Raw genomic sequence first — 26,360 nt, 5'->3', positions numbered from 1 at the left:
TGTATACCCCCTCTTTAAAGGGTATGCACGGACTGCCTAAACATTCTTCCCCTTTCCTCATAGGAAGGAAACATGTCCCAGCTGGCGCACGCCGGCGACAAGAGAACGATATCTCCGGCCTTGGCCATTGCCGCTGCTTGTCGTACCGCCTCGGTTACGGTGTCCTGCACACTGTTAGCAGTATCGACCGTTTTTACTTGACTCATGCCTGCAAGCTTGGCAACATGACTTATTTTCTCTTTCGTTTGACCCAGGGCGACAAGACCTTTGACTCTCGTTTGGAAAACATGCAGCAGATCCATGTAATCCATACCTCGTTCCAAACCACCAGCTATAAGAATCACATCCTGCTCAAAGGATTCTATAGTTTTAATAGTTGCCGTAGGATTCGTAGCTTTGGAATTGTTGTAATATTGAACACCTTCCAGAGTGGCTACATGCTCTAAGCGATGCTCAACACCTTTAAACTCTTTGAGTACCTGCGAGATGGTATCAATAGAAACACCGAACGTCAGTGCTGCGCAAGATGCAGCTGCTGCGTTCTCTACGTTAAATGTACCTGGAATACCAAGCTCCTTCACACCAACGATTCGTTGGATGCTGCCTTGAGAATCTCGATAAACGATACTTCTTTCAGCAGCAGGTACATCAACGGAAAAGGAAGGTTGAACAAACACTCCATACTCCAATTCCTCCTTGATAGAAAACGGCATGACGGATGCTTTCACTTCCCGGGCAATTTGACGGCATACAGGGTCGTCCCAATTAAGCACAGCCGTATCTTCAGAGGTCTGATTAGCGAACAGCTTGGCTTTCGAGGCAATATAGTCTTCCATCGTACCATGATAGTCCAAATGTGTCTCATACAAATTTAACAGACAAGCAACTTGAGGTTTGAAATCGGTGGTTCCTTTCAATTGGAAGCTGCTCAGCTCAACCACCATATGGTTGTCAGGCCCTGCCTCCAAAGCCGCTTCAGTCAAAGCGCGACCGATATTGCCTGCTACGATTGGCTTCAGACCTGCTTTATCGAGCATGAGGCCAATCCAGGTCGTTGTTGTCGTCTTGCCGTTAGAGCCAGTAATGCACACCATAGGAGCTTTGCAGACATGGTAAGCAACCTCTACCTCCAGTGATAATTTCAATTCCCAGCTGCAAAGCATTTTGGATAGGTTCTATCGTGTAAGGAATACCCGGATTTTTTACGACAAGCTTAACGCCTTCATGAATCAACGTAGACGGATGATTACCGCATATAACAGAAATACCCAGAGCCGTAAGTTCATCGGCCTCAGGGCATAGGTCTCGTTCCTTTTTATCATTCACCGTAACGATGGCTCCCAGCTCGTGGAACAGCTTGGCTACAGCAACTCCGCTGCGAGCCAAACCTAAAATAACCACCTGTTCGTTCCGATATGCTTGTGGATGATTCATATGCTACAACACCTCGTTTATGAATAGTCCGATTCCTGCCAAAACGATGCCTGTTGCCCAGAAGGTGATGACAACACGCCATTCGGACCAGCCAACCAGCTCAAAATGATGATGAATCGGGCTCATTTTAAATACACGCTTGCCTCTTGTTTTGAAAGATACGACTTGAATGATAACGGAAAGCACTTCTACTACGAATACTCCGCCTATCAATACAAGAAGAATTTCAGCCTTCGTTAATATGGCTACGACAGCTAGACCGCCTCCAATACCAAGAGAGCCTGTGTCTCCCATAAACACCTTGGCTGGGTGGGCATTGAATACGAGAAATCCTAGCACGGCTCCTACCATCGCAGCAGAGAAAACCGCCACATCCGGCATTGTATTGTTTAAGGCAATAATAGCATAGGCTCCGAAAGCAACTGCACTCGTACCTGCCAGCAATCCATCCAAACCGTCGGTGAAATTCACCGCATTGGAGGTTCCCAGCATCATAACAACGACAAACGGATAATAAAGCCATCCCATAGGAATGGAATAATCGACGAAAGGAATGCGAACATCGGTGCTATGTCCGATTTTTGCCAGCAAAATACAGACAATAACCGATACGATGAGCTGACCGAGCAGCTTTTGTTTGGCAGTTAAACCAAGCGAACGCTTCAGCATAATTTTGATATAATCGTCCATAAATCCTATTAAACCATAACCAAGAGAAGCAACAAGCAGGATGACCATTTCCATGCTCTTATCCGCAAAACGTAACACAGCCAAAGCCAACGCGAACAGGATAATGGTGCCTCCCATAGTCGGCGTTCCCGCTTTTTTCAAATGTCCCTGCGGTCCGTCTGTACGGATTTGTTGTCCAAACTTCAACCTCCTGAGCAGAGGTATGCCTAATGGTCCCATAATGACGGCAAGCAGGAATGCTGCCCCCAAAGTGATCATGACCACGTTAAAATCCACAATTAAGTCCCCCTAAAACTTTCCACAGGAAAGTTACATCGTAAGCATCATCTAAAACTTTCCCGAAGGATAGTTACATCATAAGCATCCTATTACTTTACTTTAATTGTTGAAGCAATGACACAATCTGCTCCAGCTTCATCCCTCGCGAGCCTTTGACCAGAACCACATCCTCGGGTGCCGCGTAAGAAGCAACAGCTTGTGCCAAGCGGTTTTTGTCATCAAATGAATGAACACGGCCAGCCGGATATTGCTTTGCTGCCTCTTCGAAGATTTGTTGAGCCAGCTTGCCATATACGTAAACTCTATCGATTTTTTGGGGATTCAGCATGCGTCCGATTTCCTTGTGAAATTGCACTTCCTGTTCACCCAACTCCAGCATATCTCCTAGAACTACAATCTTGCGTTTATAGCCCTGCAGTTCCTCTAGAAGTGACAATGCTGCCTTCATGGATGTTGGGCTAGCATTATAAGCATCATTCAAGATCGTAAGGCCTGATGGAGCCTTGAGCAATTCAATTCGCATGCTAGTCATAGCACACGTCCTTAAGCCTTGTGCTATCTTTGCAGCAGATATTCCGAAATGGATCCCCACAGCAATTGCAGCCAATGCATTGATCACGTTATGGAAGCCAAGCAATGGAATATAAAAGGACACGTCATCAAAGCGCTCAATTTTGAAATGCGTCCCTGCCGTATCCATCGATGTATGAGAAGGATGCAAATCATTATCCTTATTTGCGCCGAATCGAACTCGATGGTACCTCGTCGCCTTCATTCCGTTCTGCCCCTTCAGCTCTGGAAGCACCTTCTCAATTAACGGCTCGTCGCCATTGTAGACCAAGGTACCGTCTTGCTGCAGGCCGGCCATAATTTCCGTCTTGGCCCTTGCAATCTCTTCACGGCTGCCCAGCTGCAGTAGATGCGCCTCTCCGATATTCGTGATGAGCACAATCTCCGGCTCTGCAAGCTCCGACAAAAATCGGATTTCACCTCGCCCGCTCATCCCCATCTCGAGAACAGCAACCTCCGTATCTTCCTCCAGCTGCAGCAGCGTCAACGGAAGACCGATATGATTGTTATAGTTGCCTAATGTCTTATGCACTTTATAAGTAGAAGCAAGAACGGAAGCGGTCATATCCTTCGTTGTTGTCTTTCCGTTGCTGCCGGTAATCCCCACAATGCGAACAGACAGCTGAGAACGGTAGGCTTTAGCAAGCTGCTGGAGTGCTTTCAGCGTATCATCTACCAATATTAAAGGCACCCCGGCAGGACGGTTCTCGTGATCGTTCTGCCATAAGGAGGCCGCCGCTCCTTTGGACACTGCGTCCTCAACGAACTGATGTCCGTCGAAGGCTTCTCCGATTAATGGGACATAAAGACTGCCTTCCTGCAGCGTGCGCGTATCTTTGGACACGCCTTGAATCATTAGATTATCGTCACCATGAACGAGTGTGCCACCCGCCATGTCGGCTAACTGCTTCAATGTACGTTTAATCACGGTATCGTCCCCTTATCGCTTCTTTGGCAACCTCGCGGTCATCAAAATCATGCTTGACTCCCATGATCTCTTGATAGGTCTCATGCCCTTTCCCCGCAATCAATACTACATCGTCAGGGGTTGCCTGAGCAACGGCTTTTTGTATCGCTTCCCGCCGATCAACAACCAATTCGTAGCGATCTGGCAGAAGACCCGCTTGGATGATGCCTGGTACGATATCCTGCAAGATTCGTTCCGGATCCTCAGTTCTCGGGTTATCGGAGGTAACATACATATAATCGCTGTATCCCGCCGTTACTTTACCCATTAACGGACGTTTAGTCCGATCTCTGTCGCCACCGCAGCCAAAGACGCAATAAACATGACCTTTAGCAAACTGTTTAATCGTAGAGAGCGCATTTTCCAAGCCGTCCGGCGTATGTGCGTAATCGACTAGTACAAGAAACGGTTGACCTGCGTTTACGATTTCCATACGACCATCCACGGAATCTATAGCTTCCAAACTCTTCTTCACAGCTTGGAGAGAAATTCCTTCCAGCAGAGCCGCTGTAATAGCAGCCAAGGCATTATATACATTGAACTTACCGACCAGCTTCATTTGAATATCGATCGACCCTCGAAATGTCACGCATTGGAAACGAGTTCCTTTGCCGGTGATTTCGATCTGCTCAGCTCTCACATCGGCAATATGATCAATACCATATGTTATTACTTGTGCAGAAGTTTGCTTGGCGTAATACGCCGAAGCCTCATCGTCCGCATTAAGCACGGCAAATCGATGCTCATCGGGATTGTCAGAGAAATCATTACCCAATCGTGAAAACAGTAAGCCTTTAGCAGCTTGATACTGCTCCATCGTCTCATGGTAATCCAGATGATCCTGAGTCAGGTTAGTAAAAATGCCGGTACGGAAGCTGCATCCTTTAACCCTGCCTAAATCCAACGCATGACTGGATACTTCCATAATGCAGTAATCTGTACCTGCGTCGGCCATTAGTCGCAAATTTTTTTGCAATTCTACGGCTTCCAGCGTTGTCCTCTCCATATCGGTTACCTGAGAACCGATTTTCATTCGAATCGTCCCCATCAAGCCAGTACGAAAGCCTTGATCACTCAAGATGGCATCGATCAGATAAGTGCTGGTCGTTTTACCATTCGTACCGGTAACACCGATGACTTTCATCTCACGGCTTGGGTAATTATAAAAATGATTGGCTATGACGGCCATGGCATATCGGCTGTCCTTCACTACTAGCTTTGGTATATTAACATCGACATCATGCTCGACAACTAGAGCCGCAGCTCCCATTTCTACGGCTTTTGCTGCATATTGATGACCGTCTGTTACCAAGCCGGAAATGCACAGGAACAAATCACCGGGCTGCACCTTGCGTGAATCGGTTTGAATCCCTGTAAACACCGCTTCACCGTCACCCAAAATATGGCTTAACATCAACTGAGAAGCCAGTTCCTTTAGCTGCATGAGTCCCCCTCCGTTTTTTACACATGGTATCTATTATGGACAAAAAACGCTCTGATGAAAAGCCCAAATTTTCTTTTTCATAGAAAATGTTATTTCTGAGAATCCGGGCTGGGTGAGGTATCCGATAAATAGATGCGAATCGTAGAGCCCTGCTCTACTTTGACACCTGCCTTAGGCACCTGATTGACGACATAACTGCCTGCACCCGATTTCGCTAGCAGGAAGTCGGAGTTCATATCCTCGTAAATGTCGGTTATACTCATGCCGATCAAACTTGGAACCTCGACCGCCTTCGGATCCCCGTACACATACTTGCGGTCAAGCTGATCTTTGCGTGGAGGGACATTCATATAATGAAGTGCATCCTCCATGATGTTTTTAACTAGAGGAGCGGCAATTACACCCCCGAATTGTATGCCCTGCGGATTATCAACCGCTGCATAAACAACAACCTTCGGATCATCCGCAGGTGCAAATCCGATGAAGGATACTATATGCTCTGTCGCGGAGTAGCGGCCGTTAATAACCTTCTGTGCGGTCCCCGTTTTGCCTCCGACACGATAGCCTTCGATGAAGGCGTTGCGCCCTGTTCCGTTCGCTACGACGCTCTCCAGCGTCTCTCGTACCTGTTTGGACGTCGCCTCGGATATAACCTGTCTCACGAGCTCCGGCTGTTCCTTTTGAACCATTTCACCGGTTTCCGGACTATACCATGCCTTCGCAACATGCGGTTTAAAGAGCTTTCCGCCATTGATGGCTGCCGAAACAGCTGTAATTTGTTGAATCGGTGTCACGGATACCCCTTGACCGAATGCAGTGGTGGCAAGCTCAACTGGACCGACCTTTGACGGTTTGAACATGATCCCGTTCTCTTCCCCGTTCAGATCAATTCCTGTTTTCTTCCCGAAACCAAAATTCGAAATATAGCTAAACAGTGAATCTTTGCCCAAACGCTGACCCATGGTGACAAACCCAGGGTTACACGAGTTCTCGACCACTTGCAAGAACGTTTCACTTCCATGGCCTCCTCGCTTCCAGCAGCGAAGATTTGCGCCCGCTACTTTAATCGATCCAGGATCGAAAAAGGGCTCGTTGAGATTGACCTTCTTTTCTTGCAATGCGGCTGCCAATGTGATGATTTTGAAGGTCGAACCTGGCTCATAGGTCATCCATATCGGCAGGTTACGATCGTAGCTTTCCTTCGGAAAATCGCGGAAGTTACCCGGATCAAATCCCGGTCTAGCCCCCATTGCCAAAATCTCACCGTTATTCGGATCCATCATGATAGCGATTGCGTTATTGGCCTGATATTTGACCATCGCCTGATCCAGCTCCCGCTCGAGAACGGACTGCAGATGACTGTCGATCGTTAATTGCAGGTTCATTCCGTCACGTGGCTTAACGTACTCTTCTGATGAGTTGGGCATTAGGCGGCCAGCAGCGTCGGATAAATACGCAATGCTACCTTTTAGTCCGGTAAGCAGTTTGTCATACTTTAATTCTATGCCCGTCAATCCTTTATTATAAATATCCGTAAACCCAAGAATATGAGCAGCAAGGCCTCCAAACGGATAGAACCGCTTGTTATCCTCTGCAATTATAATACCGGGGATTTTCAAAGCACCAATCTCTTGCGCTTTTTCCAGCGTGATCTTACGTCCGGCTGGCTGTATACGTACACTAGATTCTCTTTTGGTAATCAACTTATAGATGGAATCCTCTGTGACCTGCAGCTGTCCTGCAAGCTGGGCTGCCGCAGCTTTTGCATCCGTAACTTGAGCCGGGATAGCATAAATAGTAGGTGAGCTGATGTTATAAGCCAGCTGCACTCCGTTGCGGTCCCATATCTCGCCTCGCTTGGCTTCAAAAGGGATTTCGCGCCGCCACAGCTTCTCAGCCATCTCGGATAGCTCAGGTCCCATCCAAATTTGGACGTATCCCAGCCTCACAATCAATGCGGCGAAAAGTATAGTTCCAACAATTAAAGCGGCAAATAGCCGACGACGTACCGTTACATTCGATGCCCTCATGACCGATCTATCCCCTCCCGAAAGGTTGTCTAGATTGTTTCATATCCAGACTATTCGGGACAACCTCAGGATAGAACAAGCTTACCGGTTCGGTGGGACAACTTTTTTACCCGATGAATCATTTCCCTTAGGAGTATCCGCTGCTTTTGCTGAATCCTTTTTATCTGATTTGCCAGCAGGTGTGTCGTTGATCGGAGTTTGCAGCAGCTCGTTGTATGGCTTCAGCTGCAAGGTGACGACCTTGCTGTCGCCTTCTGTTGATACCGTCTGGGATGCGACATACCCCTCACCTGTAGATTGACACTTCGCTTTAATAAAGGAGCACACCTCCAGAGCATCCCTTAACGATTTCCCCGTTAAATCCGGCACGGAAGGATCGCCATTCTCCTGCATCGTTACATAAATTCGTTGTGTGGAGCCAATTTCAGTACCTGGCGCTGGAGATTGGGACGTGATTTTCGGCCCTTTTCCTATGGCTTCTACAACAACTCCATACTTATTCATTGCAGTACGGGCTTGTTCTAATGTCATTCCGACCAATTCAGGCAGATTTGTTTTAACTTCCTTTTCAGCTGCTTTCGTTTGCTGTGAGGAAGAGGGAACCCCCATATATCGAAGCGTCTGCGCTACAATTTCCTTAAAGGCAGGAGGAGCCACTTCACTACCGCGATGGTAGTCCCCGCCCAGATCGGGTTGGTCCGCAATAATACTAACCAAAATTTTCGGGTCTTCCACTGGGGCGAAGCCGATAAACGAAATAACCCATTTATCTGGAGAATACCCTTTGCCACCCGGTTCAACCACGTTAGCCGTTCCCGTCTTACCAGCTACGCGATAACCTTCGATTGCAGCCTTTTTACCTGTACCTATCGCTTGGTCGCTAACGACCTGCTCCAGCAGCTCGCTGACTTGTTTGGCCGTGGCTTCCGAAACGACCTGACGGACGAATTTCGGCTCAAACGATTGGATAACCTCTTTGGTTCGAGGGTTATAAATCTCCTTGACGACATGCGGCCACATCAGCTTGCCTCCATTGGCTATAGCTCCATAGGCGGCGGTTTGCTGAATCGACGTTGCTGTAAGACCTTGGCCGTAAGTAGCCGTTGCGTATTCCACCGGGTTTACCAATTTCACTTTACCCGGCACTTCACCAGCGACATCTATACCTGTTTTTGCGCCAAAGCCAAATCTATTAATATATTGATCTAGCAAATCCTTACCCATCTTTTCATACCCTAGTTTAACAAAAGCGACGTTACTGGAGCGTTTTAACCCCTCTAAATAGGAAATAGGTCCCCAACCGACAATATTATGGTCATGCAGCTTATTTCCTGGAACCGCAATGGAGCCGGACTGAAAAAATTCATTAGGATTGAATTTTCCTTCCTCTACAGAACCAGCTAACGTAACAATCTTAAAGGTCGATCCCGGCTCATATTGCGATGCAACGGCATTATTGAAAAAATCCTGCGGATTGGCTTCCCAATATTTGTTCGGATTAAAGTTTGGGAAGCTCGCCATACCAAGAATCTCCATCGTTTTAGGATCGGCCGCGATGGCTGTTATGCTCTTCGGATGATACTGGTTATATACTTTCTCCAGTGCGCTTTCAATATAAAATTGAATGTTTTTATCGATAGTCAGCTTAATGCTATTACCATCTACCGCAGGTACATAGTTTACTTTAGCGTCCGGAAGCTCGACACCTGTACGATCCTTCTCATAGGCACGGAAGCCGGGAATCCCTTTTAACTCTTTATCCAACGCTAGCTCTAGACCCATAACCGGCTTGCCTTCTTTATTGTCATATCCAAGCAGATGTGATGCCAGCTTTCCTCCAGGATAAAACCGTTTTTGATCCTCTATTAGAGTAATACCGATTGAATTAGAATTCACCTGCTTCTTTAATTCTCCAGATAATTGCCTGATTTGATCGGCTACTTCAGCGTCAATCTTCCAGCCTTCATTGCGAAGCTCCACTTGGGGATATTTTGCTGTAGGATACTCCTTGGTCACGATCTTTCTTATCTTGTCTTCTAATTCCGCTATAGCAGCAGGGTCATCTGATGTTTTCAGAATAGCTGCCAAGCCTTTGGTTACTGCTGTTTGAAGCCCTTTGGATTGGATAATTTTCGGATTCAAGGCCACCGTGTAGGCAGGAGCATCTTCCGCAAGCACTTTGTCGTTACGGTCAAATATCATCCCCCTTACCGGACGCAGCACATCTTCCGTTTCCCACTTCTCTTGGGCCTGGGCTAGCAGCATCTTCCCGTCAATGATTTGAACCCAATAGAGTCGGCCTACTAAGGCAACAAAAAGGAGGGTAAATACCCCCCCGATTAACAACGATCTTAACTTCGTTTTTTTGTTCATATTCATCTCTCCCAGTCAGATGATTACGGGGTATCCGTTTTTTTCTGGTTGGCTGCCGTCGCATTGGATGGACTTTCGGTATTTGGCCGAGCTACCTTACTGATTTGTTTTTCTTCCGACGGAGCCATACCCCATTTTTTTGCTTCTTCTCTTAAACGATCCGGACTGGAAAGCTTGTCTACCGAACGCTTGAGCACACTATTCTCCGCCTGCAGCATTTGAATATCGGTCTCGAGCTTCATAATTCGTGTGTTCATCTCGTAAATTTGCGCATAGCGCCAAATGATTAAGCTGGCAACAGCTACGCATACAAGAACAGTAAACAGATACAAAAGCTTCTCCTGGACAGGAAGCGATTTACTGCGGTAAACGATTTTTTTCGTTTCTTTAATACTCACCTTTTGACCCGATTTTTGCTCGACAGCCAAGTTTCCATGAATGTATGCAGGCATATAGGTTCTCCTCCTTCACTACACGTAAATAGTTATAAAAATAAAGTTTATAGTTTTTGGGCGATCCGCAGTTTGGCAGAACGTGCTCTTGGATTGGCTTCCAGCTCGCCCGTCCCCGCTTCTATCGGCTTGCGGTTAATTAACTTCACGATTCCTTTGCTTCCGCAAACGCATAATGGGAAATCCGGTGGGCAGGTGCACCGCTCCACGTACTTGGCAAAGGTTTGCTTGCAGATCCGGTCCTCTAGCGAGTGAAACGTGATAACAGCCACCCGTCCTCCCGGTGCCAAACAACGAATGGATTGCTCCAATGCTTCCTCGAACGCTCCAAGCTCATCATTAACCGCTATTCTCAAAGCCTGAAAACTGCGTTTGGCTGGATGTGGTCCGCTGCGCCGCGCGGCGGCAGGAATGCCTTCCTTTATGAGCTCCACAAGCTGGCCTGTTGATTCAATAACCCCTTTGCTTCTAGCCGCTACAATATTAGCCGCAATACGACGGGCGAATTTCTCTTCTCCATACTCGAACAAAATACGAGCGATTTCCTGCTCAGGCCATTCATTCACAATTTCCTTGGCTGTCAAATCTGCTGTACGATCCATTCTCATATCCAGCTCGGCATCGTGGTTATAGCTAAAGCCTCTATCCGCTTCATCCAACTGCGGCGACGACACACCCAAGTCGAACAAAATACCGTCCACTTGAGGGATTCCGTCTTTAACCGCTCTCGGAATGGACCGAAGCTTATTCTCGATCTCACGAAAGTTACTTCTTACAAGCTTTACTCTATCCTTATAAGGAGCCAGTTTGGTCTCTGCATTAGCAAGCGCCGCATCGTCCTGATCAAATGCTATCAGTAAGCCCTCGTCAGTTAACTGAGCTGCAATGGCAGAGCTATGCCCTGCTCCTCCCAATGTACAGTCGACATATACGCCGTCCGGCTTTATTTCCAAGCCCTCTACGGCTTCTTCCTTCAAAACGGTGATGTGATGAAACATGCTGCTTAATTCCTCCTGTGTTTGGTCATTCAGTATTTATAAATCAAAGTTAAAATCCACAAGCTTCTCGGCGATCTCGTTGAACGACTCTTCCGATTGTTGGGAATAGGATTCCCACATTTGCTTGCTCCAAATCTCGACCCGATTAGAAACACCGATGACGACGCAGTCCTTTTCCAACTTGGCGTGCTCAATGAGATTGTTGGGCAAGTTCATTCTGCCCTGCTTATCCAGCTCACACTCGGTAGCACCGGAGAAGAAAAAACGCGTAAAAGCGCGTGCGTCCGATTTCATTAAAGGTAATGCCTTGAGCTTCTGCTCAAGTACACTCCACTCTTCCTTGGGGTAAACGAACAAGCATTGGTCCAAGCCGCGAGTAACGATGAAGGATGGTCCAAGGGATTCACGAAATTTAGCCGGCACAATCATGCGACCTTTATCATCGATGCTGTGCTGGTATTCTCCCATGAACATACAAACCCTCACCCCTTTCTACCACTTTACCCCACTTTCTACCACTTGTACACTTACATTTCTCCACTAAAACGAAAAATCCTGCTACATAGCAGGATTTCACAAAATATTTTCATTTTAGATTGTTAGGAGATTCTTCATCATTCGACGTATTTTGAATAGATTCTCTGTTTTCTTCCGTCAGTTTCTTTCTTAATTCGACCTGTTTCCTCCGTCTTGAGCGCCGTACGAGCAGTATAGGAATGATAATGACTGCAAGCACGATAGCGACTGGCAGCACTGCTGCGGCGACGATCACAATCCATTGAAAAATGACTGTTAACACCGCTGCGCTCCCATTTAGCGCTGAAACAGCTCTTAGATACAGCGGTCCGCCTTCTTGACCCTTAATGATGGCTGCTGAGCCCATTTTCTGAACCAATCTAAGCTCTATGGTAGAATACGAAACGTTTTGCTCTAAATACCTCATTCTGCCCTTTATACGCTCGATCTCCTCTTGCACCTTTCCAAGCTCGTTGGAAAATGCCAGCAGCTCGTCAGTTTTAGAGGCTTTCTCCATAAAAGCAATGAGCCTGCTCTCCACCACCTGCTTTGCTTTTAATCTAGCTGTAAGATCGACATACTCTTCTGACACGTCTTGACCCTGCATATTCTTTTGCGTAGTGGGATGAATTTTCTCCAATTGACTCAGTAAGGAGCTGAAACCATTCGCGGGAACTTTGATGACGAAATTCCCGTTCTTCTCATACGTTGTCTCATTTTGGCTAAACTGCAGTACATAGCCTCCTGATTTCTTGACCGCATCTTCAATTTGCTGTTGAGCCTCTTCGTACTTCTCCACCTGCATCGTTAGATTCGCACGATAAATAATTTTCCGATCCACAGCGTCAGCAAATTCACTGCCGGTACCGTTGTAACTATCCGCCTGTGGTGAGGATTCACCTGCTTTCATTTCCGACTGCTTGGCTGTCGCCGACGAAGCTGTTGCCACGCTTTGGTTCGAATCTGTCTTCACCGATTTCGCACTCTCATATGATGCCGCTGAATCCGCAGAGCTTTTGCTTGTGTCTGCTGCACCGCAGCCCGTCAAAATGACGGTCAACAACGCGATAATCGCCCATTTCTTCATCCAATTCCTCTGATGCTGTTTGCGTTTTCTTTCTACAGCAAATCCTTCTTCCCGCATTTCGATCCCCCCTATGGAATCTTCCCAGACCGCTGTTCACAACGGTACTTAATTAACGAGGTCGAATATGGTATTGTTGCATGATATTTGAAATTTAGACATGTTTTAAATAAAAAAACAGCCCTCCCGAACGGGAAGACTGTCCTTTGTAACTAGCATTAGTGCTCGGTCCAGCTGTCCAAATACGATTTTTGCTCTTCAGACAACGCATCGATGGAAACGCCCATGGATTCCAATTTGAAGCGGGCAACTTGCTCATCAAGCTCGTAAGGAACATTAACGACCTTTTGACCGATTTGTTTATAGTTGTCGTTCACATATTTCAAGGACATGGCTTGCAGAGCAAAGGTCATATCCATAATTTCTGCCGGATGTCCATCGCCTGCTGCCAAGTTAACCAGACGTCCTTCAGCGATCAGGTAGAACTTACGTCCGTCCTTCAACGTGTACTCTTCGATATTGCGGCGAACTGTACGTTTGGATACAGAAAGCTCATCAAGCTCAGGTTTGTTTACTTCCACGTCGAAGTGACCTGCATTAGACAAAATTGCTCCGTCTTTCATCACTTGGTAATGCTCGCCGCGGATAACATCACGGTTACCTGTTACCGTTACGAAGAAGTCACCGATCTTAGCCGCTTCTGTCATCGACATAACAGCAAATCCATCCATATAAGCTTCAACCGCTTTAATTGCATCGATCTCTGTTACAACAACGTTGGCCCCTAGACCTTTCGCACGCATGGCAACCCCTTTACCGCACCAGCCGTAGCCGACAACAACAACGGTTTTGCCCGCTACAACCAGGTTAGTCGTACGGTTAATTCCATCCCATACGGATTGTCCTGTACCATAACGATTGTCGAACAAATATTTGCAATAGGCATCGTTAACAGCAACCATTGGGAACTGGAGCTGACCATCTTTTTCCATTGCTTTCAGTCGCAAAATACCTGTAGTTGTTTCTTCTGCGCCGCCACGAACGTTCTTCAACAAATCTTTGCGTTCGGAGTGAAGAATAGAAACAAGATCCCCACCGTCATCGATAATAAGATCGGGTTCCGTTTCCAACGTTTTGATCAACAGTTCCTTGTATTCCTTAGGCTCTGGATTATATTTGGCAAATACCGTAATGCCGTCTTCTACAAGCGCTGCGCACACATCATCTTGTGTAGACAAAGGATTGCTTCCGCAAATAGTGACTTCGGCTCCACCGGCTTGAACCACTTTAGCTAAATAGGCAGTTTTTGCTTCCAAATGAAGAGAAATAGCAACCTTCAAGCCTTTAAACGGCTGTTCTTTTTCAAATTGCTCGCGAATGCGGTTCAATACCGGCATGTGGGCGTTAACCCAGTCGATTTTCAAATGACCTTCAGGGGCCAAGGATAAATCCTTAATGATACTGCGTTCTTTCGTATTCATATATCGTCCTCCATGTCTTGTTTTAGGCGTTCGCCAAATTGGGGTCATATCGTAAGTTATCTTGTTGTCCTTTATAAAATCAAAGCACTGGCATAGGTTTACCCGCTTTGCTTTATAGATAGATTACTTTATGCAGACCATCGAGCTCCAGCTCGTCGTCTATCAGCTTATAAAGCCATTCGGTCCCATACTTATTAAGATACGTAATAATGTTGTAGACCCTCTCCTGCGGTTTTCCCTGAGGGAGTACTGATAAACCAATCCGTTGAAACTGTCTTAAGGAAGCGTCGAATTGAGAGCGAACCGCATCAGCCGCTTTATGCTCCAAGAAGCCGATTTGCTCCAATATTTTGGCCAAATTCGTTTCGCCAAGCTTCCCAAGACCCGGATTGACTCCGGAGATGAGCTCAACCAGAGGCTGATAACTATCCTTGAACTGGACTCTGACCTGCTCGAAGCGTTCTTCGAGCTTCAAGCTATCCTGTTCCTTCAGCCACTCCTGCTGCTTCGCATCGAGCCTATGAAGCACGTCGTCCAATGACAAGCCATATTTTTGCATGTTTTTCTGGACGATTCCTTCCATTAAAGTAACTTCCATTCGAGGAATAATGATTGGCATTTTCATATCTACATAATGAAAAGCTTCTTTTGTAAGTCCCCAATAGGCAATTTCTCCTGGCCCCAATACAGTACCAAGCACCGGGAGGACATAATCCTGCATCAACGGCCTTGTCAGTACATTGTTGCTGAACCGCTCAGGAGCCGTCTCCGTCCAATCGATCAATTGACTGAAGGAATATCTTCTCTCCTGCTTACGATCCGAGAATACCTTAGAATCTTCCTCTGATGCATACAGCAGGATACGTTCATCTTCATCGAAGATGAACAAATTCGCTCCGCGCTCATGCATCTCCACTTGAGCGTTGTAGCCAAGCTCATTTACATGATGCTTGCCTTGCTGATACGCCTCGTGGAGCTGGCTATGCTGCTCTAGCAGCCTGCGGAACATCGGCGCTTCAACTTGACGTAGAGCAGGATCGTCCGAATCCAGCAGCACTAGACCATAGGAGCCGAACAGCTTGGCAATCAGTTGACCGAAGAATTCAACGAGTGTCTTTGAGGACGAGGCCATGTTATGCAGACAGTCCATCCAAGCGGCTTTGAATTCCGTTGGGATTAAAGAAGCATCGAGCTGCTGCAGCGCTTCCTCCCACTGTTCTTTCGAAATGTCCAATCGGCTAACCGAGCTGCGCTTCGCACTCGTATGACCGACCTTGATTTTATTCACCTGCATGTCTTGCGTCAAAGAATAGATGTGGTTGACCTCATCAAAATCATGGTCTTCCCCTGCTATCCAGAATACAGGCACGACAGGTCGCCCCAGCTGCTCAGAGGCCTGGCGAGCGGAACGAATCAAGGTGATAGCCTTATAAATCACCAACGCTTGCCCTGTAAACAATCCGGCCTGCTGACCTCCTACGATGCAGAGGGTTTGCTCGTCGCGAAGCTTCTCTATGGCTTGCATAGCTTCCGGAGCGTTATGAAGCCGGGCGTTAAAGGCAGATAAGACATCGGCAATCTGTCCGCGATCAGCAGCTAATTGACGTCCGTGATCCAGCCATTCCGCTCTCGCAGCCCATGATGAGCCATCCCATGGATTATAATCGAACAAGGAACTCACCTTGTCAAATTGGTGAACATAATCCTCCGTGATAGGCTGGCTGGATTTCCAATGAATTGATTCAACTTTCAACAAGGCAGCCGCCTCACTTTACAATGATTTATATGTACCTCTTTGATTGTACACATGATTGGCATAATCGTCAAAACCGAAAAACAACTTCTAAAAAGAAAGCCGAGCCGTTCAAGGACATCGTCCAGAACAACCCGGCATTTCATGAATAGGCCATTAATACAAATGGCAAGCTACGTAGTGATTAGGCTCCACTTCTTTAAATTCAGGCATGGAAGCCGCACATTCCGGCATGGCCTTAGGACAGCGAGTTCTGAACGGACACCCGCTCGGCGGATTCAAAGGACTAGGAATCTCGCCTTCCAAAATAATGCGTTCCCGAGTACGCTCTACTTCTGGATCCGGAATCGGAATAGCCGATAGCAGTGACTGCGTATAAGGATGAAGCGGTTTATCGTAAAGCGCGTCCGAAGTCGTAACCTCAACCAGCTTACCCAAATACATAACGCCGATTCTATCGGATATATGTTTCACCATGGCCAAGTCATGGGCAATAAATAAATACGTCAGGCCATGTTCTTTTTGAAGCTTTTTGAACAGGTTAACAACCTGTGCTTGTACGGAAACGTCCAAAGCAGAGATCGGTTCATCCGCAATAATGAATTGCGGCTCGATAGCCAATGCTCTAGCAATTCCGATACGCTGGCGTTGACCGCCTGAAAACTCATGCGGAAAACGGTTCGCATGCTCAGAATTTAGGCCGACAGCATCCAGCAGCTCGAACACGCGCTCCTTGCGTTTCGAACCAGAATATAAACCGTGAATATCGACACCTTCTGCTATGATGTTCCCAACCGTCATACGTGGATTCAACGATGCATAAGGATCTTGGAACACCATTTGCATTTGACGACGTAAATCATTAAGCTTGCGACCGCGTAATTTATGCACGTTTTCCCCGTTAAAAATAACTTCGCCGCCTGTTGCATTATACAAATTAATAATCGTACGACCTGCGGTCGATTTACCACAGCCGGATTCACCTACCAAACCGAACGTTTCACCACGCTCAATGGAAAAGTTTAAGTTATCGACGGCTTTCAATATCTTGCCATTAGCTACTTGAAAATGCTTCTGCAAATTGCGGACTTCCAGAATGGTCTCCTTGCTCATCGAGTTCCACCTCCCACATCTACAGGACGCTCAACCTTCGGCGCGTCGGGATGAAGCAGCCAACAGGCAGCCGAATGTGTGTCCGTAAGCTTTGTATGCTCTGGATCAATCTCCAGACAAGCTTTCATGGCATAAGGACAGCGTGCTGCGAAAGCACAGCCTTTGGGCGGAGCGAACAAATCAGGAGGCGTTCCTGGAATAGGAACGAGCTCACTATCAGTATCATGGTCCAAACGCGGTACCGAACGCAGTAGTCCCCAAGTATACGGATGCTGAGGATTGTAGAACAGCTCATCTACTGTCGCTTGCTCCACAACTTTACCTGCGTACATAACAATAACACGCTGAGCCATTTCCGCCACAACACCCAAGTCATGTGTTATTACTATAATAGAAGCTTCTGTCTTTTCAGACAAGGTTTTCATCAAATCAATAATTTGAGCCTGAATCGTAACGTCAAGAGCAGTAGTCGGTTCATCGGCAATGAGCAGTTTCGGACTACAAGCCAGGGCGATGGCAATCATAACCCGTTGACGCATACCACCCGAAAACTCATGCGGGTATTGGTGAATACGTCCTTCCGGATTGGAAATACCAACCAGCTTCAAAATTTCAATAGCTTTATTGCTCGCTTCCTCTTTCGTTACATTTTGATGCTTCATCAGACCTTCTGTAATCTGCTTGCCTATCGTCATAGTCGGGTTCAAAGAAGTCATCGGATCTTGGAAAATCATTCCCATCTCCGAACCACGGATCTTCTCCATTTGTTTATCGGAAAGTTTTGTGATTTCCTTTTTACCGTCAAACAAGATCGATCCGCCTTTAATGACACTTGGAGGCGACGGGATCAGTCTCATGATCGTTTGCGCAGTAACAGATTTTCCGCAGCCGGATTCACCAACAATCGCCAGCACTTCTCCTTTTTTTAGTTCAAAGGAAACGCCGCGGACTGCTTGCACTTCTCCGACATAAGTGCGAAAGGATACCTTGAGATCTTTGACCTCTAATATATTTTGACTCATTAATGGCACCTCCTGCTTGCTTTAATTTAAGCATAAGCTTTTTCGGGAATAAAATCTCCCTCCATTTTCGGCATTATTTTCTCATTTTTGGATCTAATGCGTCACGAAGACCGTCGCCGAGCAGGTTAAAGCTCATCAAGATCAAGCTGAAAATAATAGTAGGGAAAACAATTCGATGCGGGTACAACCGAATGGCGCCTGCACCGTCAGAAAGCAATGCACCCAAGGATGCTAAGGGTACGCGAATACCCAAACCAATAAAGCTCAAGAAAGCTTCTGTAAAAATGGCCGATGGTACGATAAACGTAATTTGTACGATAATTAAGCCTAATGCGTTAGGCACCAAATGCTTCAATATAATACGTGCGCCATTGGCACCTAAAGTGCGTGCGGCAAGAACGTATTCCTGTTCCTTCAAAGTCAGGATTTGTCCGCGGACCAAACGGGCCATCGGAACCCAACCCGTTATCGCATAAGCGATAATAATAGTTTTGAACCCCGGCCCTATGACGACGATAAGCAGGATCGAAATCAACAGGAACGGAATGGAATATACAATCTCAATAATACGCTGCATGATGTCATCGACACGACCGCCATAATAAGCGGAAATCCCGCCGTACAATACCCCGAACACCAAGTCGAGCAGAGCGGCTGCAAGCCCGATAGCTAACGATATCCGAGTGCCCCACCATACACGGACCCACAGATCACGTCCGAAATCATCGGTACCGAACCAGTGCTCACCGGATGGCTTCAGGTTTTTAATATCGTAGTTTTGCGTAGCGTAATCATAATGTGAAAAGATCGGTCCGAATATGGACAAGATAGCTAGTACGATCAACGTGATAAGCCCGAACATAGCCAGCTTGTTTTTCTTAAGTCTTCTCCAGGCATCCTGCCAGTACGTCAAGGACGGCCTTACGATTACATCGCCATGGGCTGTTCCTTTTGCTGCTGGCTCAAACATATCTTTCGAAATTTGCTGCATCATTTGGAACCTCCCTTGGTCAGACGAATACGCGGGTCAACCAGCCCGTACAATATATCGGTGATGAACAAGACAACGACTAATAGGAAAGAATAGAAAATAGTCAATCCAGTAATCATCGTGTAGTCGTTCGAATAGATCGATTGAACAAAGTGTTTACCAAGTCCAGGCACGACAAAGATTTGTTCGACAATCAGCGTACCGGTGATCAAGTTAACGAAAACCGGTCCTAAAACAGTTACAACCGGAAGAATTGCATTTCTAAGCGTATGGCGCACCACTATAGCTCGCTGAGACAAGCCTTTGGCTTTCGCCGTTTTAATATAATCCAGACTTAATACATCTAGCATGGACGTTCGCATCAATCTAGCTAAAATAGCGATAGTACCGAATGATAGCGATATAGCAGGAAGAATGCGACTGGAAGCCCCGGTCCACATCCCCGCTGGAAGCCAACCCAGCTTAACCCCTACAAAATAAGATAGCAGCGGCGCAAGAACGAACGATGGAATCGAGATCCCTACTACTGCCGTGAACATTGCACCGATGTCCCAGCCTTTGTTGTGATTAAGAGAAGCAATAATACCTAGAATAAGTCCGACAACAATAGCGATACATAATGCCCATAGTCCCAATTCGAGGGATGCAGGAAAACCTTGTGCAATGATTTCAGTAACTTTACGGGTAGGAAAAGCGTAGGAAACGCCCAAATCTCCGTGAATGACATTGTTAAGATACTTCAGATACTGCTCCCACACCGGTTTATCCAAACCATATTGTGCATATAAAAGCTGCTTCTGCTCTGCAGTAAGTTTTAATGTGTCTTCACCGAACGGATCACCCGGCAAATTTTTCATCAGCACAAAGGTGAACGTAACGATCAGCCACAAGGTAACAACCATATAGACCAAACGACGAAACGTATAGCGAAGCATATTACACCTCCTGTACTTAATTAAGAAATGCGTGCTTAGACGCATTCCAGGGACTTACATCCGCATTTCAGCGGTGGATGGTAGACGGTTAGAGCACAAAACAGTCGGTCCCGTATTCTTATGGAGCCGAACTGCTTCGCAAGCATAGACGATGTACACTCAAGACTATGTTTGCGAAACAGTTCCGCTTCGATCCACATAGACAGCTCAATCGGGCAACTTGCAAAAAAATGAAAGGGCCGTTCCAAACGGCTGCAGAACGGCCCCATGACGAACGTTATTGCTTAACTTACTACTTTAATTACTTAATGTTAACCCATTTCAATTCCCACTCTTTAGACATAGCCGGCAAGATTAAGCCATCCACGTTTACGTTTTTAGCATAAGGTCTTGTCCGGAAGTAAAGCGGGCTTAAAGGCATATCGCTCATAAGCTGTTTCTCTGCATCAACCAGCATTTTGGAACGTTTAGCCAAATCTACTTCTTTGTCTGCACCTCTTACTAATTCATCATACACCGGATTGCTGTATCCCATATAGTTGAAAGATTTGTTATCTGACAACCACATGTCGAGGAACGTCATTGGATCGTTATAATCAGCGCCCCAAAGACCAATCAAAGTATCGAAGTTACCTTCTTGCATGTTTTTAACGCGAAGCGCGAACGGCAATGGTTCGCCAGTAACATCAACACCCAAGTTTTGTTTCCATTGTGCTTGGATAAACTCAATTGTTTTCTTGGAAGAATCTGTATCGTCAGAAGTTAACTTGAAAGGCGGCAAAGAAGTCATGTTCAATTCCTTCAAGCCTTCAGCCAACAATGTTTTTGCTTTTGCAGCGTCAAATGCAGGTTGTGTGTCGCCTGCTACTTTACGGAATTCCTGTTTGTTACCATCACTAACAGTTCCTGGTACCAAACCAGTAGATGGAATGGAGGCTCCGCCGAGAACAACTTCGTTCAGTGCTTTACGGTCAATAGCCATTCCTAATGCTTGACGGACTTTTGCGTTAGCAAATGCTGGTACTTTTTTCACTTGGAACATAACGTAAGAAGAAACGAATTCTTTTTTCAGGGTCAATTCAGGCTTGCCTTCGTACATTTTGAATTGATCGCCTTTCAACTCAGTTAAGTCCACTTGCTTAGTTTCAAACATGTTAAGGGAAGTGCTTGCGTCTTTAACAACGTTAACAGTTACTTTGTTCAGCTTCACATTAGCTGCATCCCAGTACTTGTCATTTTTAACAAGAGTCAACTGTTGCTCATGATCCCATTTCTCAAGTTTGTAAGGTCCTGCACCGATTACTTTATCAGCATCAGCGCCGTATTTATCTCCTTGAGCTTTAACAAAATCGGATTTTTGAGGGAAGAATAACGGCATCGAGAGTTGGTCGGTGAAGAAAGCAACTGGTTTTTCCAAAGTGATTTCCAACGTTTTATCGTCTTTAGCTTTTACGCCCACTTCAGCTTTTTTCGCTTCTACTTCTTCAGGCTTCGCTTTCGTCAAAGCGGCTCCGCCTTTGATCCAAGCAAGCATGGAAGCATACTTAGCTTTAGTTGCAGGGTCCAGCGTACGTTTGAACGCATATTCAAAGTCGCCAGCTTTTAGCGGGGTTCCATCTGCCCAAGTCAGACCATCACGCAGGGTAATAGTGTAAACCAAACCATCAGGAGAAATTTTTGGCAGTTCTTTAGCAAGTGCCGGTTGAGGCTTGCCATCTTTGTCCAAACGATATAAACCTTCATTAATGGCATTCAAAATCGTAAATGTCGGGTTCGTAGTAGCAATTGAGCTATCCAATGCAGGCGGCTCCGCAGATAAGTTAATTCTAAATTCTTGTGCAGGAGCTTTTGTGTCTGTACCCCCGGCTTGATTTTTCGAATTGTCCGTCGAGCATCCTACCGCTGTACCCAGCATGGCAGTAACTGTAGCCAATACGAGAAGCTTATTCAACTTCATAAATGTTCCTCCCTTTTTATTATGTAAATATATGGAATCTCTTTTGTCATGTAAGGAAATCTGACTAAGAGCTTACACACTAGAATCATAAACGAATATTTCGTAAATGTAAATAGTTGAAACCGTTACCAAATAGAAAATATAAGACCAAAGGTCAATTATTATCGTATAAAATCCATACCAAAGATCAATAAATGGTAACATTTACGAAAATAAGGAAAAGGAGCCTTACACTAGGTTCCTCCTAAATGTTCTATTGATTAAACTTCGCGTTTATTATTTCCTACGCTGTTGTGATTATACAGTTGAATAATACCGATGAATGCGCGTTCTGCGAACATCTATAGTGTTGTATCGTGATTGACGGGCTTCTCCATTATTTTCTTAACCTCGTCTAAATCACTCGTTTTTCCTAAAGCCCACATTAATTTGGCTACAATAGCCTCTGAATTCATATCTCCCGAAAGAATGATTCTGTCTTGAGCCACTTTACGCCCAACCTCATACAAATTCAGATCTTCCCCTTCTTCCAAGCATTGGGTGGAGATCACAACAGCAACTCCGGCAGAAATCAATTCTCTTACCTCTGGCAGCAGATCTCTTCCTTGGAAAGGAATACCTCCATTACCGAAGCTTTCGATAATAATTCCTTTATAAAGGGGTTTCAAATGACTGAATAACTCCGGTTTAGTTCCTGGAAGCAGCTTCAGCAGAAATACATCCGGACATAGAGAAGCGTCAAGCTTCAGCTTTTTTGTGCTTTTCCCTGGTTTGGAGTTGACGTATTTGATCTCGGAGTCGTTAATATAGGCAACATACGGATGGTTGATGCTTTCAAAAGCGTCATAGCTTTTCGTCCTGATTTTGACAGCCCTAGTTCCACGTATTACCCGCCCGTCAAATACAAGAAACACTCCGCCGGTATCCTCACAAGCGAACCGAATGGCGTCCATCACATTTTTTTTCGCATCCGTTTTCTTATAGTTGATCGGAATTTGAGATCCGGTTATAACAACCGGCTTGCTTAAATTTTGCAGCATATAGGAAAGAGCCGATGATGTATAGGCCATTGTGTCTGTACCATGCGTAATGACAAAACCATCATAGTCTGCATAGTTGTCATATACCGCTTTGGCAATTTCAACCCATGATTCAGGCTGCATATTCGTACTATCAATGTTCATTAACAACTTACTTTCAAGCTGATAATTCGGATGATCCTTCTTTTGCAAAAAGCCGACCAATTCCTCGGCATCCATCCCAGGAGCTAGTCCTTCTTCACCTTGAATGGCGGTAATTGTTCCACCTGTTGCCAATAACAGCAATTTTTTCATGATCGCACCTCAGATAATCAAATCGTACGCTTTTTGCGACTTTCCTTGCTTATTATATTCGTCGAAAAACGATAAATCAAGCGATATTTACGCGATTCGCGAACATATGGCTTGAGTATCCAATTTCTGATGTTATAATGGGATTTGGAATAAGGGGGATAAAAGCAATGTTTTTAAATAGATTAACCGAACTGAGGAAAAGTAAACGGTGGTCATTGCAATATATTGCAGATAGACTAGGCATTGCAAAGAGCACCTACGCAGGATATGAGTCCGGTTATCGGGAACCGTCCCTTGAGGCTACGAAGATGCTCGCTGATCTTTATGGTACATCGGTAGATTTTTTATTAGGCAGAGTGAACGAAGTGAATTTCCCGTCTGAAAAACCGCGGAAAGAACAAATTGAGCTATTGGAGCTGGATCAGGTTACAGTAACCGTGGACGGTAAATCGCTTTCTTCCGGAGAAATTAAGCACGTCATTGCTTTTATTCGAGTTTTACGGGAAATGGATGGAACTGCGAAGAAGTAATTTCGGAGCAATAAAAATTACCCAGTACACCCCCTTTCATGGTCAGGTCATTGTCATCTTTTTACTAGAGCCGTAAATATCAGTATCCGGAGCTTTGCTGCAAGACTAGCTTGCCACTATGTATTTGCCTATGCCGATAAACAAAAGCAGCACATAACATGCCGATAGCACTACGAACCCCAGTCTTAGCAGCGTGCGTGCAATTTTAACAGGATCAATCTTGCCTTTCAGTCGATTTTGCATGTTGCCTAGCAGCCCGCCAGTAATTAAGAACAGCAGTACAACCAACCAGAACCCAAGCCCTGTTTGGAATAGACTTCGTGTCATTAACGACACAGAACCTATCAAAAATAAGGTCGTTACATCAATTGCTGCGTAGGTGGCTTTCTTCTTATCATGGTATATGCCGTACATAATTCCCCACGCAGCAAAAAACGAAACAAAAGGAACAAGTGCCAAAAAAGTATACACACTTTGCAACCAAGCTACGAATCCGTTCATAGCGGATCACCTGCTTTGCCTATATTTTTTTCCACTGCTGTTCTATCGACCGCACCAATTGGTACACTGTCCTATGAGACGGAAGCTCAATACCTGCTTGCTGCGCTTTGGCAAGCAGGCCTCCTGTAATCGAATCCAACTCCGTTAGTCTACAAGCACGAACATCCTGCAGCATCGAGGATTGGTTAGCAGCCGTGCGTTCACATACCGTCAGCAGTTGTTCCCACAAATCATCCGCCAGCTCGATTCCTAGTTTATTCGCCAACCGCACGCCTTCTTCAAAAAGTGCCCGCATTAAAGGCGTTATAGCGGGCAATTGGGTCAGCATCCCATTCGGGATTTGCAATATGGCTGTCAAAGGATTGATTACGGAATTTATCAGCAGTTTATTCCAAACTTTACTAGTGATTTTGTTCGACAAAGACACACTGAATCCTGCATCCTGAAACATATTTTGCAGCTTTTTTTCCAGAAGATTCAGTTTTTTTTCATCATTTGCCATATTCATTGGTCCGAGCCATGTGATTCCGCTTCCAGTATGTTCTACGCCATGGGAATGATGCCGAAGTGCCCCTTCTGTCGTCACGGCAATCCAGATTTGATCTATGGGTATGAAGCGAGACAATGTCTCCGTATGCCCGATACCGTTTTGAAAACAAATCAACCGGGTTTCAGGCTTCATCTGCGCCGCAATAGATTGCGCCAGTTTGTCCGTAACCGCTGTTTGCTTTACCATAAGTAAGATCCAATCCGGCGCAGCTTGTTGGTCAGGGTTAGACTCCAAATCTTCGGCAGTGGTAATGCTCGGTCTGACTGTTATCTTATGTTGATCCATTCCCGCCTTCTTTTTCATTTTCACCAGCTGCAGCCCTTCTGCCGATAGTTTCTCAGCCTGCTCGCGGCTTCGTGTAACCAATTCGATTTGGACGCCTGCTTCGGCTAGAGCAGCCGCTATCAGCATTCCTAGCGCACCGGCTCCTATAACTCTGACTTTCATACGATACTCTCTCCCTTATCTCCAACCTATTTATTCCATCTTAGCAGATCGTCCATAGCAAACAAAAGCCCCGCAAGCTATTTGCCTGCGGGACTGCTCTTTACTCTATTCTTTCCAAATTACCGTTTGCATCCATTTTGAATCGCGGCTTATTCTCGTCTTCTTCCTCTACAAGAAAAGCCAGTTTGCGTGCACGGTCCATAATTTGTATAAGCGCTTTGTAGTCGTCATTTACGACGCGATAATCGGTTTCTACTTCATTAACCTGCTTATTTAATACATCATTCTCACCGCGTAATCGGTCAAGCTCATCCTGCTTCTCGGACAATTCTTTTTCCAAGTGACGAATATGCCGCGACATTTCCTGATAAGTGCCCTTCCATTGACGCAAAAAACGAATGACGGCATCGATAGAAATAGACTCTTCCACAAACGTATCATTGGATTTCACATGCTCCATATGAGTATGATCCAATACAGCCGTATTGTTGGAAACTGCAGCAAAAGAGGAATGCTTTTTTTGCTGGTTGCGTTTTTGCCTCTGAGACTTGGCTATCTGAATAGCAGCCTCGTATTTCTTCCTCACAAAACTATTCCACCGAAAGCCACATGCAGCTGCCGTTCTTCCTATTTTTTCGCCAACTTCCTCAAAAGCGGTTAGCTGTGTACTTCCTTCACGGATGTGACGCAGCGTCACCTCCGCCAATATCAAATCATCCTCATCGCTCCAAGCATCTTGTCTGATAGCTGTCATACAAAAGCAGTCCTCCTAACCCCTGGGTAATCAATTATCCATCCATTCATCTATCGAAAGTAAGACATGGAATGTTGCGTTACTTCATCTCTATGCCCATAGTAGAGTTCATAGAATCTTTTTCTACTATTTTGTATTGCCATTTTTTAAGGGAC

The 26,360-nt window shown here is 45.8% G+C and carries 21 protein-coding genes and 1 pseudogene; 1 reads left to right on the top strand and 21 read right to left on the bottom strand.

The genetic code is table 11. The features are described 5' to 3' along the window. Nucleotides 1–14 precede the first annotated feature (14 nt). The 18 genes and pseudogenes from murD to QMA13_RS11555 all read right to left on the bottom strand — a co-directional run bounded on the left by murD (nt 15) and on the right by QMA13_RS11555 (nt 23,423). Nucleotides 15–1,434, bottom strand: a pseudogene (murD, locus tag QMA13_RS11640) (UDP-N-acetylmuramoyl-L-alanine--D-glutamate ligase). Between the two features lie 3 nt (nt 1,435–1,437). Then, nucleotides 1,438–2,400, bottom strand: coding sequence for a phospho-N-acetylmuramoyl-pentapeptide-transferase (gene mraY / locus QMA13_RS11635; RefSeq protein WP_282941529.1), 963 nt, complete (start codon nt 2,398–2,400; stop codon nt 1,438–1,440). A 97-nt stretch (nt 2,401–2,497) separates the two neighbouring features. Beyond that, nucleotides 2,498–3,901 (bottom strand): UDP-N-acetylmuramoyl-tripeptide--D-alanyl-D-alanine ligase, encoded by a 1,404-nt coding sequence (locus QMA13_RS11630; protein ID WP_282941528.1) that lies wholly within the window; start codon nt 3,899–3,901, stop codon nt 2,498–2,500. Further along, entirely contained in the window at nt 3,894–5,384 is a 1,491-nt protein-coding gene (locus QMA13_RS11625) for a UDP-N-acetylmuramoyl-L-alanyl-D-glutamate--2,6-diaminopimelate ligase (RefSeq protein ID WP_282941527.1), read from the bottom strand. The genes QMA13_RS11630 and QMA13_RS11625 overlap by 8 nt, the downstream gene beginning before the upstream one ends. 89 nt (nt 5,385–5,473) lie before the next feature. Beyond that, entirely contained in the window at nt 5,474–7,414 is a 1,941-nt protein-coding gene (locus tag QMA13_RS11620; protein ID WP_282941526.1) for a stage V sporulation protein D, read from the bottom strand. Nucleotides 7,415–7,495: 81 nt separating this feature from the next. After that, nucleotides 7,496–9,787, bottom strand: a complete 2,292-nt coding sequence (locus tag QMA13_RS11615; protein ID WP_282941525.1) for a penicillin-binding transpeptidase domain-containing protein — start codon at nt 9,785–9,787, stop codon at nt 7,496–7,498. A 23-nt stretch (nt 9,788–9,810) separates the two neighbouring features. Further along, complete coding sequence (gene ftsL / locus QMA13_RS11610; protein ID WP_282941524.1) at nt 9,811–10,239, bottom strand: cell division protein FtsL; 429 nt, start codon at nt 10,237–10,239, stop codon at nt 9,811–9,813. A 47-nt stretch (nt 10,240–10,286) separates the two neighbouring features. Further along, the gene (gene rsmH, locus QMA13_RS11605; protein ID WP_282941523.1) at nt 10,287–11,237 is read right to left on the bottom strand and encodes a 16S rRNA (cytosine(1402)-N(4))-methyltransferase RsmH; all 951 of its coding nucleotides are present in this window, start codon (nt 11,235–11,237) and stop codon (nt 10,287–10,289) included. A gap of 36 nt (nt 11,238–11,273) precedes the next feature. Continuing rightward, nucleotides 11,274–11,711: a division/cell wall cluster transcriptional repressor MraZ gene (gene mraZ, locus QMA13_RS11600; protein ID WP_282941522.1), complete on the bottom strand. Its 438-nt coding sequence runs from the start codon at nt 11,709–11,711 to the stop codon at nt 11,274–11,276. A 112-nt stretch (nt 11,712–11,823) separates the two neighbouring features. Further along, the gene (locus QMA13_RS11595) at nt 11,824–12,897 is read right to left on the bottom strand and encodes a DUF4349 domain-containing protein (RefSeq protein WP_282941521.1); all 1,074 of its coding nucleotides are present in this window, start codon (nt 12,895–12,897) and stop codon (nt 11,824–11,826) included. A 158-nt stretch (nt 12,898–13,055) separates the two neighbouring features. Continuing rightward, on the bottom strand, nt 13,056–14,318 hold the full coding sequence (locus QMA13_RS11590; protein WP_282941520.1) for an adenosylhomocysteinase: 1,263 nt from the start codon (nt 14,316–14,318) through the stop codon (nt 13,056–13,058). Between the two features lie 112 nt (nt 14,319–14,430). Beyond that, the gene (gene bshC, locus QMA13_RS11585) at nt 14,431–16,071 is read right to left on the bottom strand and encodes a bacillithiol biosynthesis cysteine-adding enzyme BshC (protein WP_282941519.1); all 1,641 of its coding nucleotides are present in this window, start codon (nt 16,069–16,071) and stop codon (nt 14,431–14,433) included. Between the two features lie 156 nt (nt 16,072–16,227). Next, complete coding sequence (locus QMA13_RS11580; RefSeq protein WP_282941518.1) at nt 16,228–17,184, bottom strand: ABC transporter ATP-binding protein; 957 nt, start codon at nt 17,182–17,184, stop codon at nt 16,228–16,230. Next, nucleotides 17,181–18,206, bottom strand: a complete 1,026-nt coding sequence (locus QMA13_RS11575) for an ABC transporter ATP-binding protein (RefSeq protein WP_282941517.1) — start codon at nt 18,204–18,206, stop codon at nt 17,181–17,183. Before QMA13_RS11575 ends, QMA13_RS11580 begins: the two co-directional genes overlap by 4 nt. 73 nt (nt 18,207–18,279) lie before the next feature. Continuing rightward, nucleotides 18,280–19,197 (bottom strand): ABC transporter permease, encoded by a 918-nt coding sequence (locus QMA13_RS11570; RefSeq protein ID WP_282943374.1) that lies wholly within the window; start codon nt 19,195–19,197, stop codon nt 18,280–18,282. Then, nucleotides 19,197–20,132, bottom strand: a complete 936-nt coding sequence (locus QMA13_RS11565) for an ABC transporter permease (RefSeq protein ID WP_282941516.1) — start codon at nt 20,130–20,132, stop codon at nt 19,197–19,199. Before QMA13_RS11565 ends, QMA13_RS11570 begins: the two co-directional genes overlap by 1 nt. 301 nt (nt 20,133–20,433) lie before the next feature. After that, on the bottom strand, nt 20,434–22,089 hold the full coding sequence (locus QMA13_RS11560; protein ID WP_282941515.1) for a peptide ABC transporter substrate-binding protein: 1,656 nt from the start codon (nt 22,087–22,089) through the stop codon (nt 20,434–20,436). A 341-nt stretch (nt 22,090–22,430) separates the two neighbouring features. After that, nucleotides 22,431–23,423 carry an asparaginase gene (locus tag QMA13_RS11555; RefSeq protein WP_282941514.1) on the bottom strand — a complete coding sequence of 331 codons (993 nt, stop codon included), beginning with the start codon at nt 23,421–23,423 and terminating at the stop codon, nt 22,431–22,433. A gap of 167 nt (nt 23,424–23,590) precedes the next feature. Between QMA13_RS11555 and QMA13_RS11550 the strand changes: the two genes are divergently transcribed. Then, nucleotides 23,591–23,953 carry a helix-turn-helix domain-containing protein gene (locus QMA13_RS11550; RefSeq protein WP_282941513.1) on the top strand — a complete coding sequence of 121 codons (363 nt, stop codon included), beginning with the start codon at nt 23,591–23,593 and terminating at the stop codon, nt 23,951–23,953. 105 nt (nt 23,954–24,058) lie between these two features. Here the strand turns inward: QMA13_RS11550 and QMA13_RS11545 are convergent, their stop codons facing one another. The 3 genes from QMA13_RS11545 to QMA13_RS11535 all read right to left on the bottom strand — a co-directional run bounded on the left by QMA13_RS11545 (nt 24,059) and on the right by QMA13_RS11535 (nt 26,205). Beyond that, entirely contained in the window at nt 24,059–24,454 is a 396-nt protein-coding gene (locus tag QMA13_RS11545) for a DUF3397 domain-containing protein (RefSeq protein WP_282941512.1), read from the bottom strand. 19 nt (nt 24,455–24,473) lie between these two features. After that, on the bottom strand, nt 24,474–25,451 hold the full coding sequence (locus QMA13_RS11540; RefSeq protein WP_282941511.1) for a ketopantoate reductase family protein: 978 nt from the start codon (nt 25,449–25,451) through the stop codon (nt 24,474–24,476). A gap of 100 nt (nt 25,452–25,551) precedes the next feature. Continuing rightward, nucleotides 25,552–26,205 (bottom strand): RsfA family transcriptional regulator, encoded by a 654-nt coding sequence (locus QMA13_RS11535; protein WP_282941510.1) that lies wholly within the window; start codon nt 26,203–26,205, stop codon nt 25,552–25,554. Nucleotides 26,206–26,360 lie beyond the last annotated feature (155 nt).

This window comes from Paenibacillus sp. RC67, from assembly GCF_030020805.1.
GTDB lineage: Bacteria > Bacillota > Bacilli > Paenibacillales > NBRC-103111 > Paenibacillus_S.
The sequence above is the reverse complement of the archived record's forward strand: the minus strand, read 5'-3'. Positions and strand labels throughout refer to the sequence as shown.

What these genes read in the sequence shown, in the direction of transcription:
- QMA13_RS11625 (WP_282941527.1), bottom strand. Translation starts at nt 5,384, where the DNA reads ATGCAGCTAAAGGAACTGGCTTCTCAGTTGATGTTAAGCCATATTTTG.
- QMA13_RS11620 (WP_282941526.1), bottom strand. Translation starts at nt 7,414, where the DNA reads ATGAGGGCATCGAATGTAACGGTACGTCGTCGGCTATTTGCCGCTTTA.
- QMA13_RS11615 (WP_282941525.1), bottom strand. Translation starts at nt 9,787, where the DNA reads ATGAACAAAAAAACGAAGTTAAGATCGTTGTTAATCGGGGGGGTATTT.
- ftsL (WP_282941524.1), bottom strand. Translation starts at nt 10,239, where the DNA reads ATGCCTGCATACATTCATGGAAACTTGGCTGTCGAGCAAAAATCGGGT.
- rsmH (WP_282941523.1), bottom strand. Translation starts at nt 11,237, where the DNA reads ATGTTTCATCACATCACCGTTTTGAAGGAAGAAGCCGTAGAGGGCTTG.
- mraZ (WP_282941522.1), bottom strand. Translation starts at nt 11,711, where the DNA reads ATGTTCATGGGAGAATACCAGCACAGCATCGATGATAAAGGTCGCATG.
- QMA13_RS11595 (WP_282941521.1), bottom strand. Translation starts at nt 12,897, where the DNA reads ATGCGGGAAGAAGGATTTGCTGTAGAAAGAAAACGCAAACAGCATCAG.
- QMA13_RS11590 (WP_282941520.1), bottom strand. Translation starts at nt 14,318, where the DNA reads ATGAATACGAAAGAACGCAGTATCATTAAGGATTTATCCTTGGCCCCT.
- QMA13_RS11580 (WP_282941518.1), bottom strand. Translation starts at nt 17,184, where the DNA reads ATGAGCAAGGAGACCATTCTGGAAGTCCGCAATTTGCAGAAGCATTTT.
- QMA13_RS11575 (WP_282941517.1), bottom strand. Translation starts at nt 18,206, where the DNA reads ATGAGTCAAAATATATTAGAGGTCAAAGATCTCAAGGTATCCTTTCGC.
- QMA13_RS11570 (WP_282943374.1), bottom strand. Translation starts at nt 19,197, where the DNA reads ATGCAGCAAATTTCGAAAGATATGTTTGAGCCAGCAGCAAAAGGAACA.
- QMA13_RS11565 (WP_282941516.1), bottom strand. Translation starts at nt 20,132, where the DNA reads ATGCTTCGCTATACGTTTCGTCGTTTGGTCTATATGGTTGTTACCTTG.
- QMA13_RS11560 (WP_282941515.1), bottom strand. Translation starts at nt 22,089, where the DNA reads ATGAAGTTGAATAAGCTTCTCGTATTGGCTACAGTTACTGCCATGCTG.
- QMA13_RS11555 (WP_282941514.1), bottom strand. Translation starts at nt 23,423, where the DNA reads ATGAAAAAATTGCTGTTATTGGCAACAGGTGGAACAATTACCGCCATT.
- QMA13_RS11550 (WP_282941513.1), top strand. Translation starts at nt 23,591, where the DNA reads ATGTTTTTAAATAGATTAACCGAACTGAGGAAAAGTAAACGGTGGTCA.
- QMA13_RS11545 (WP_282941512.1), bottom strand. Translation starts at nt 24,454, where the DNA reads ATGAACGGATTCGTAGCTTGGTTGCAAAGTGTGTATACTTTTTTGGCA.
- QMA13_RS11540 (WP_282941511.1), bottom strand. Translation starts at nt 25,451, where the DNA reads ATGAAAGTCAGAGTTATAGGAGCCGGTGCGCTAGGAATGCTGATAGCG.
- QMA13_RS11535 (WP_282941510.1), bottom strand. Translation starts at nt 26,205, where the DNA reads ATGACAGCTATCAGACAAGATGCTTGGAGCGATGAGGATGATTTGATA.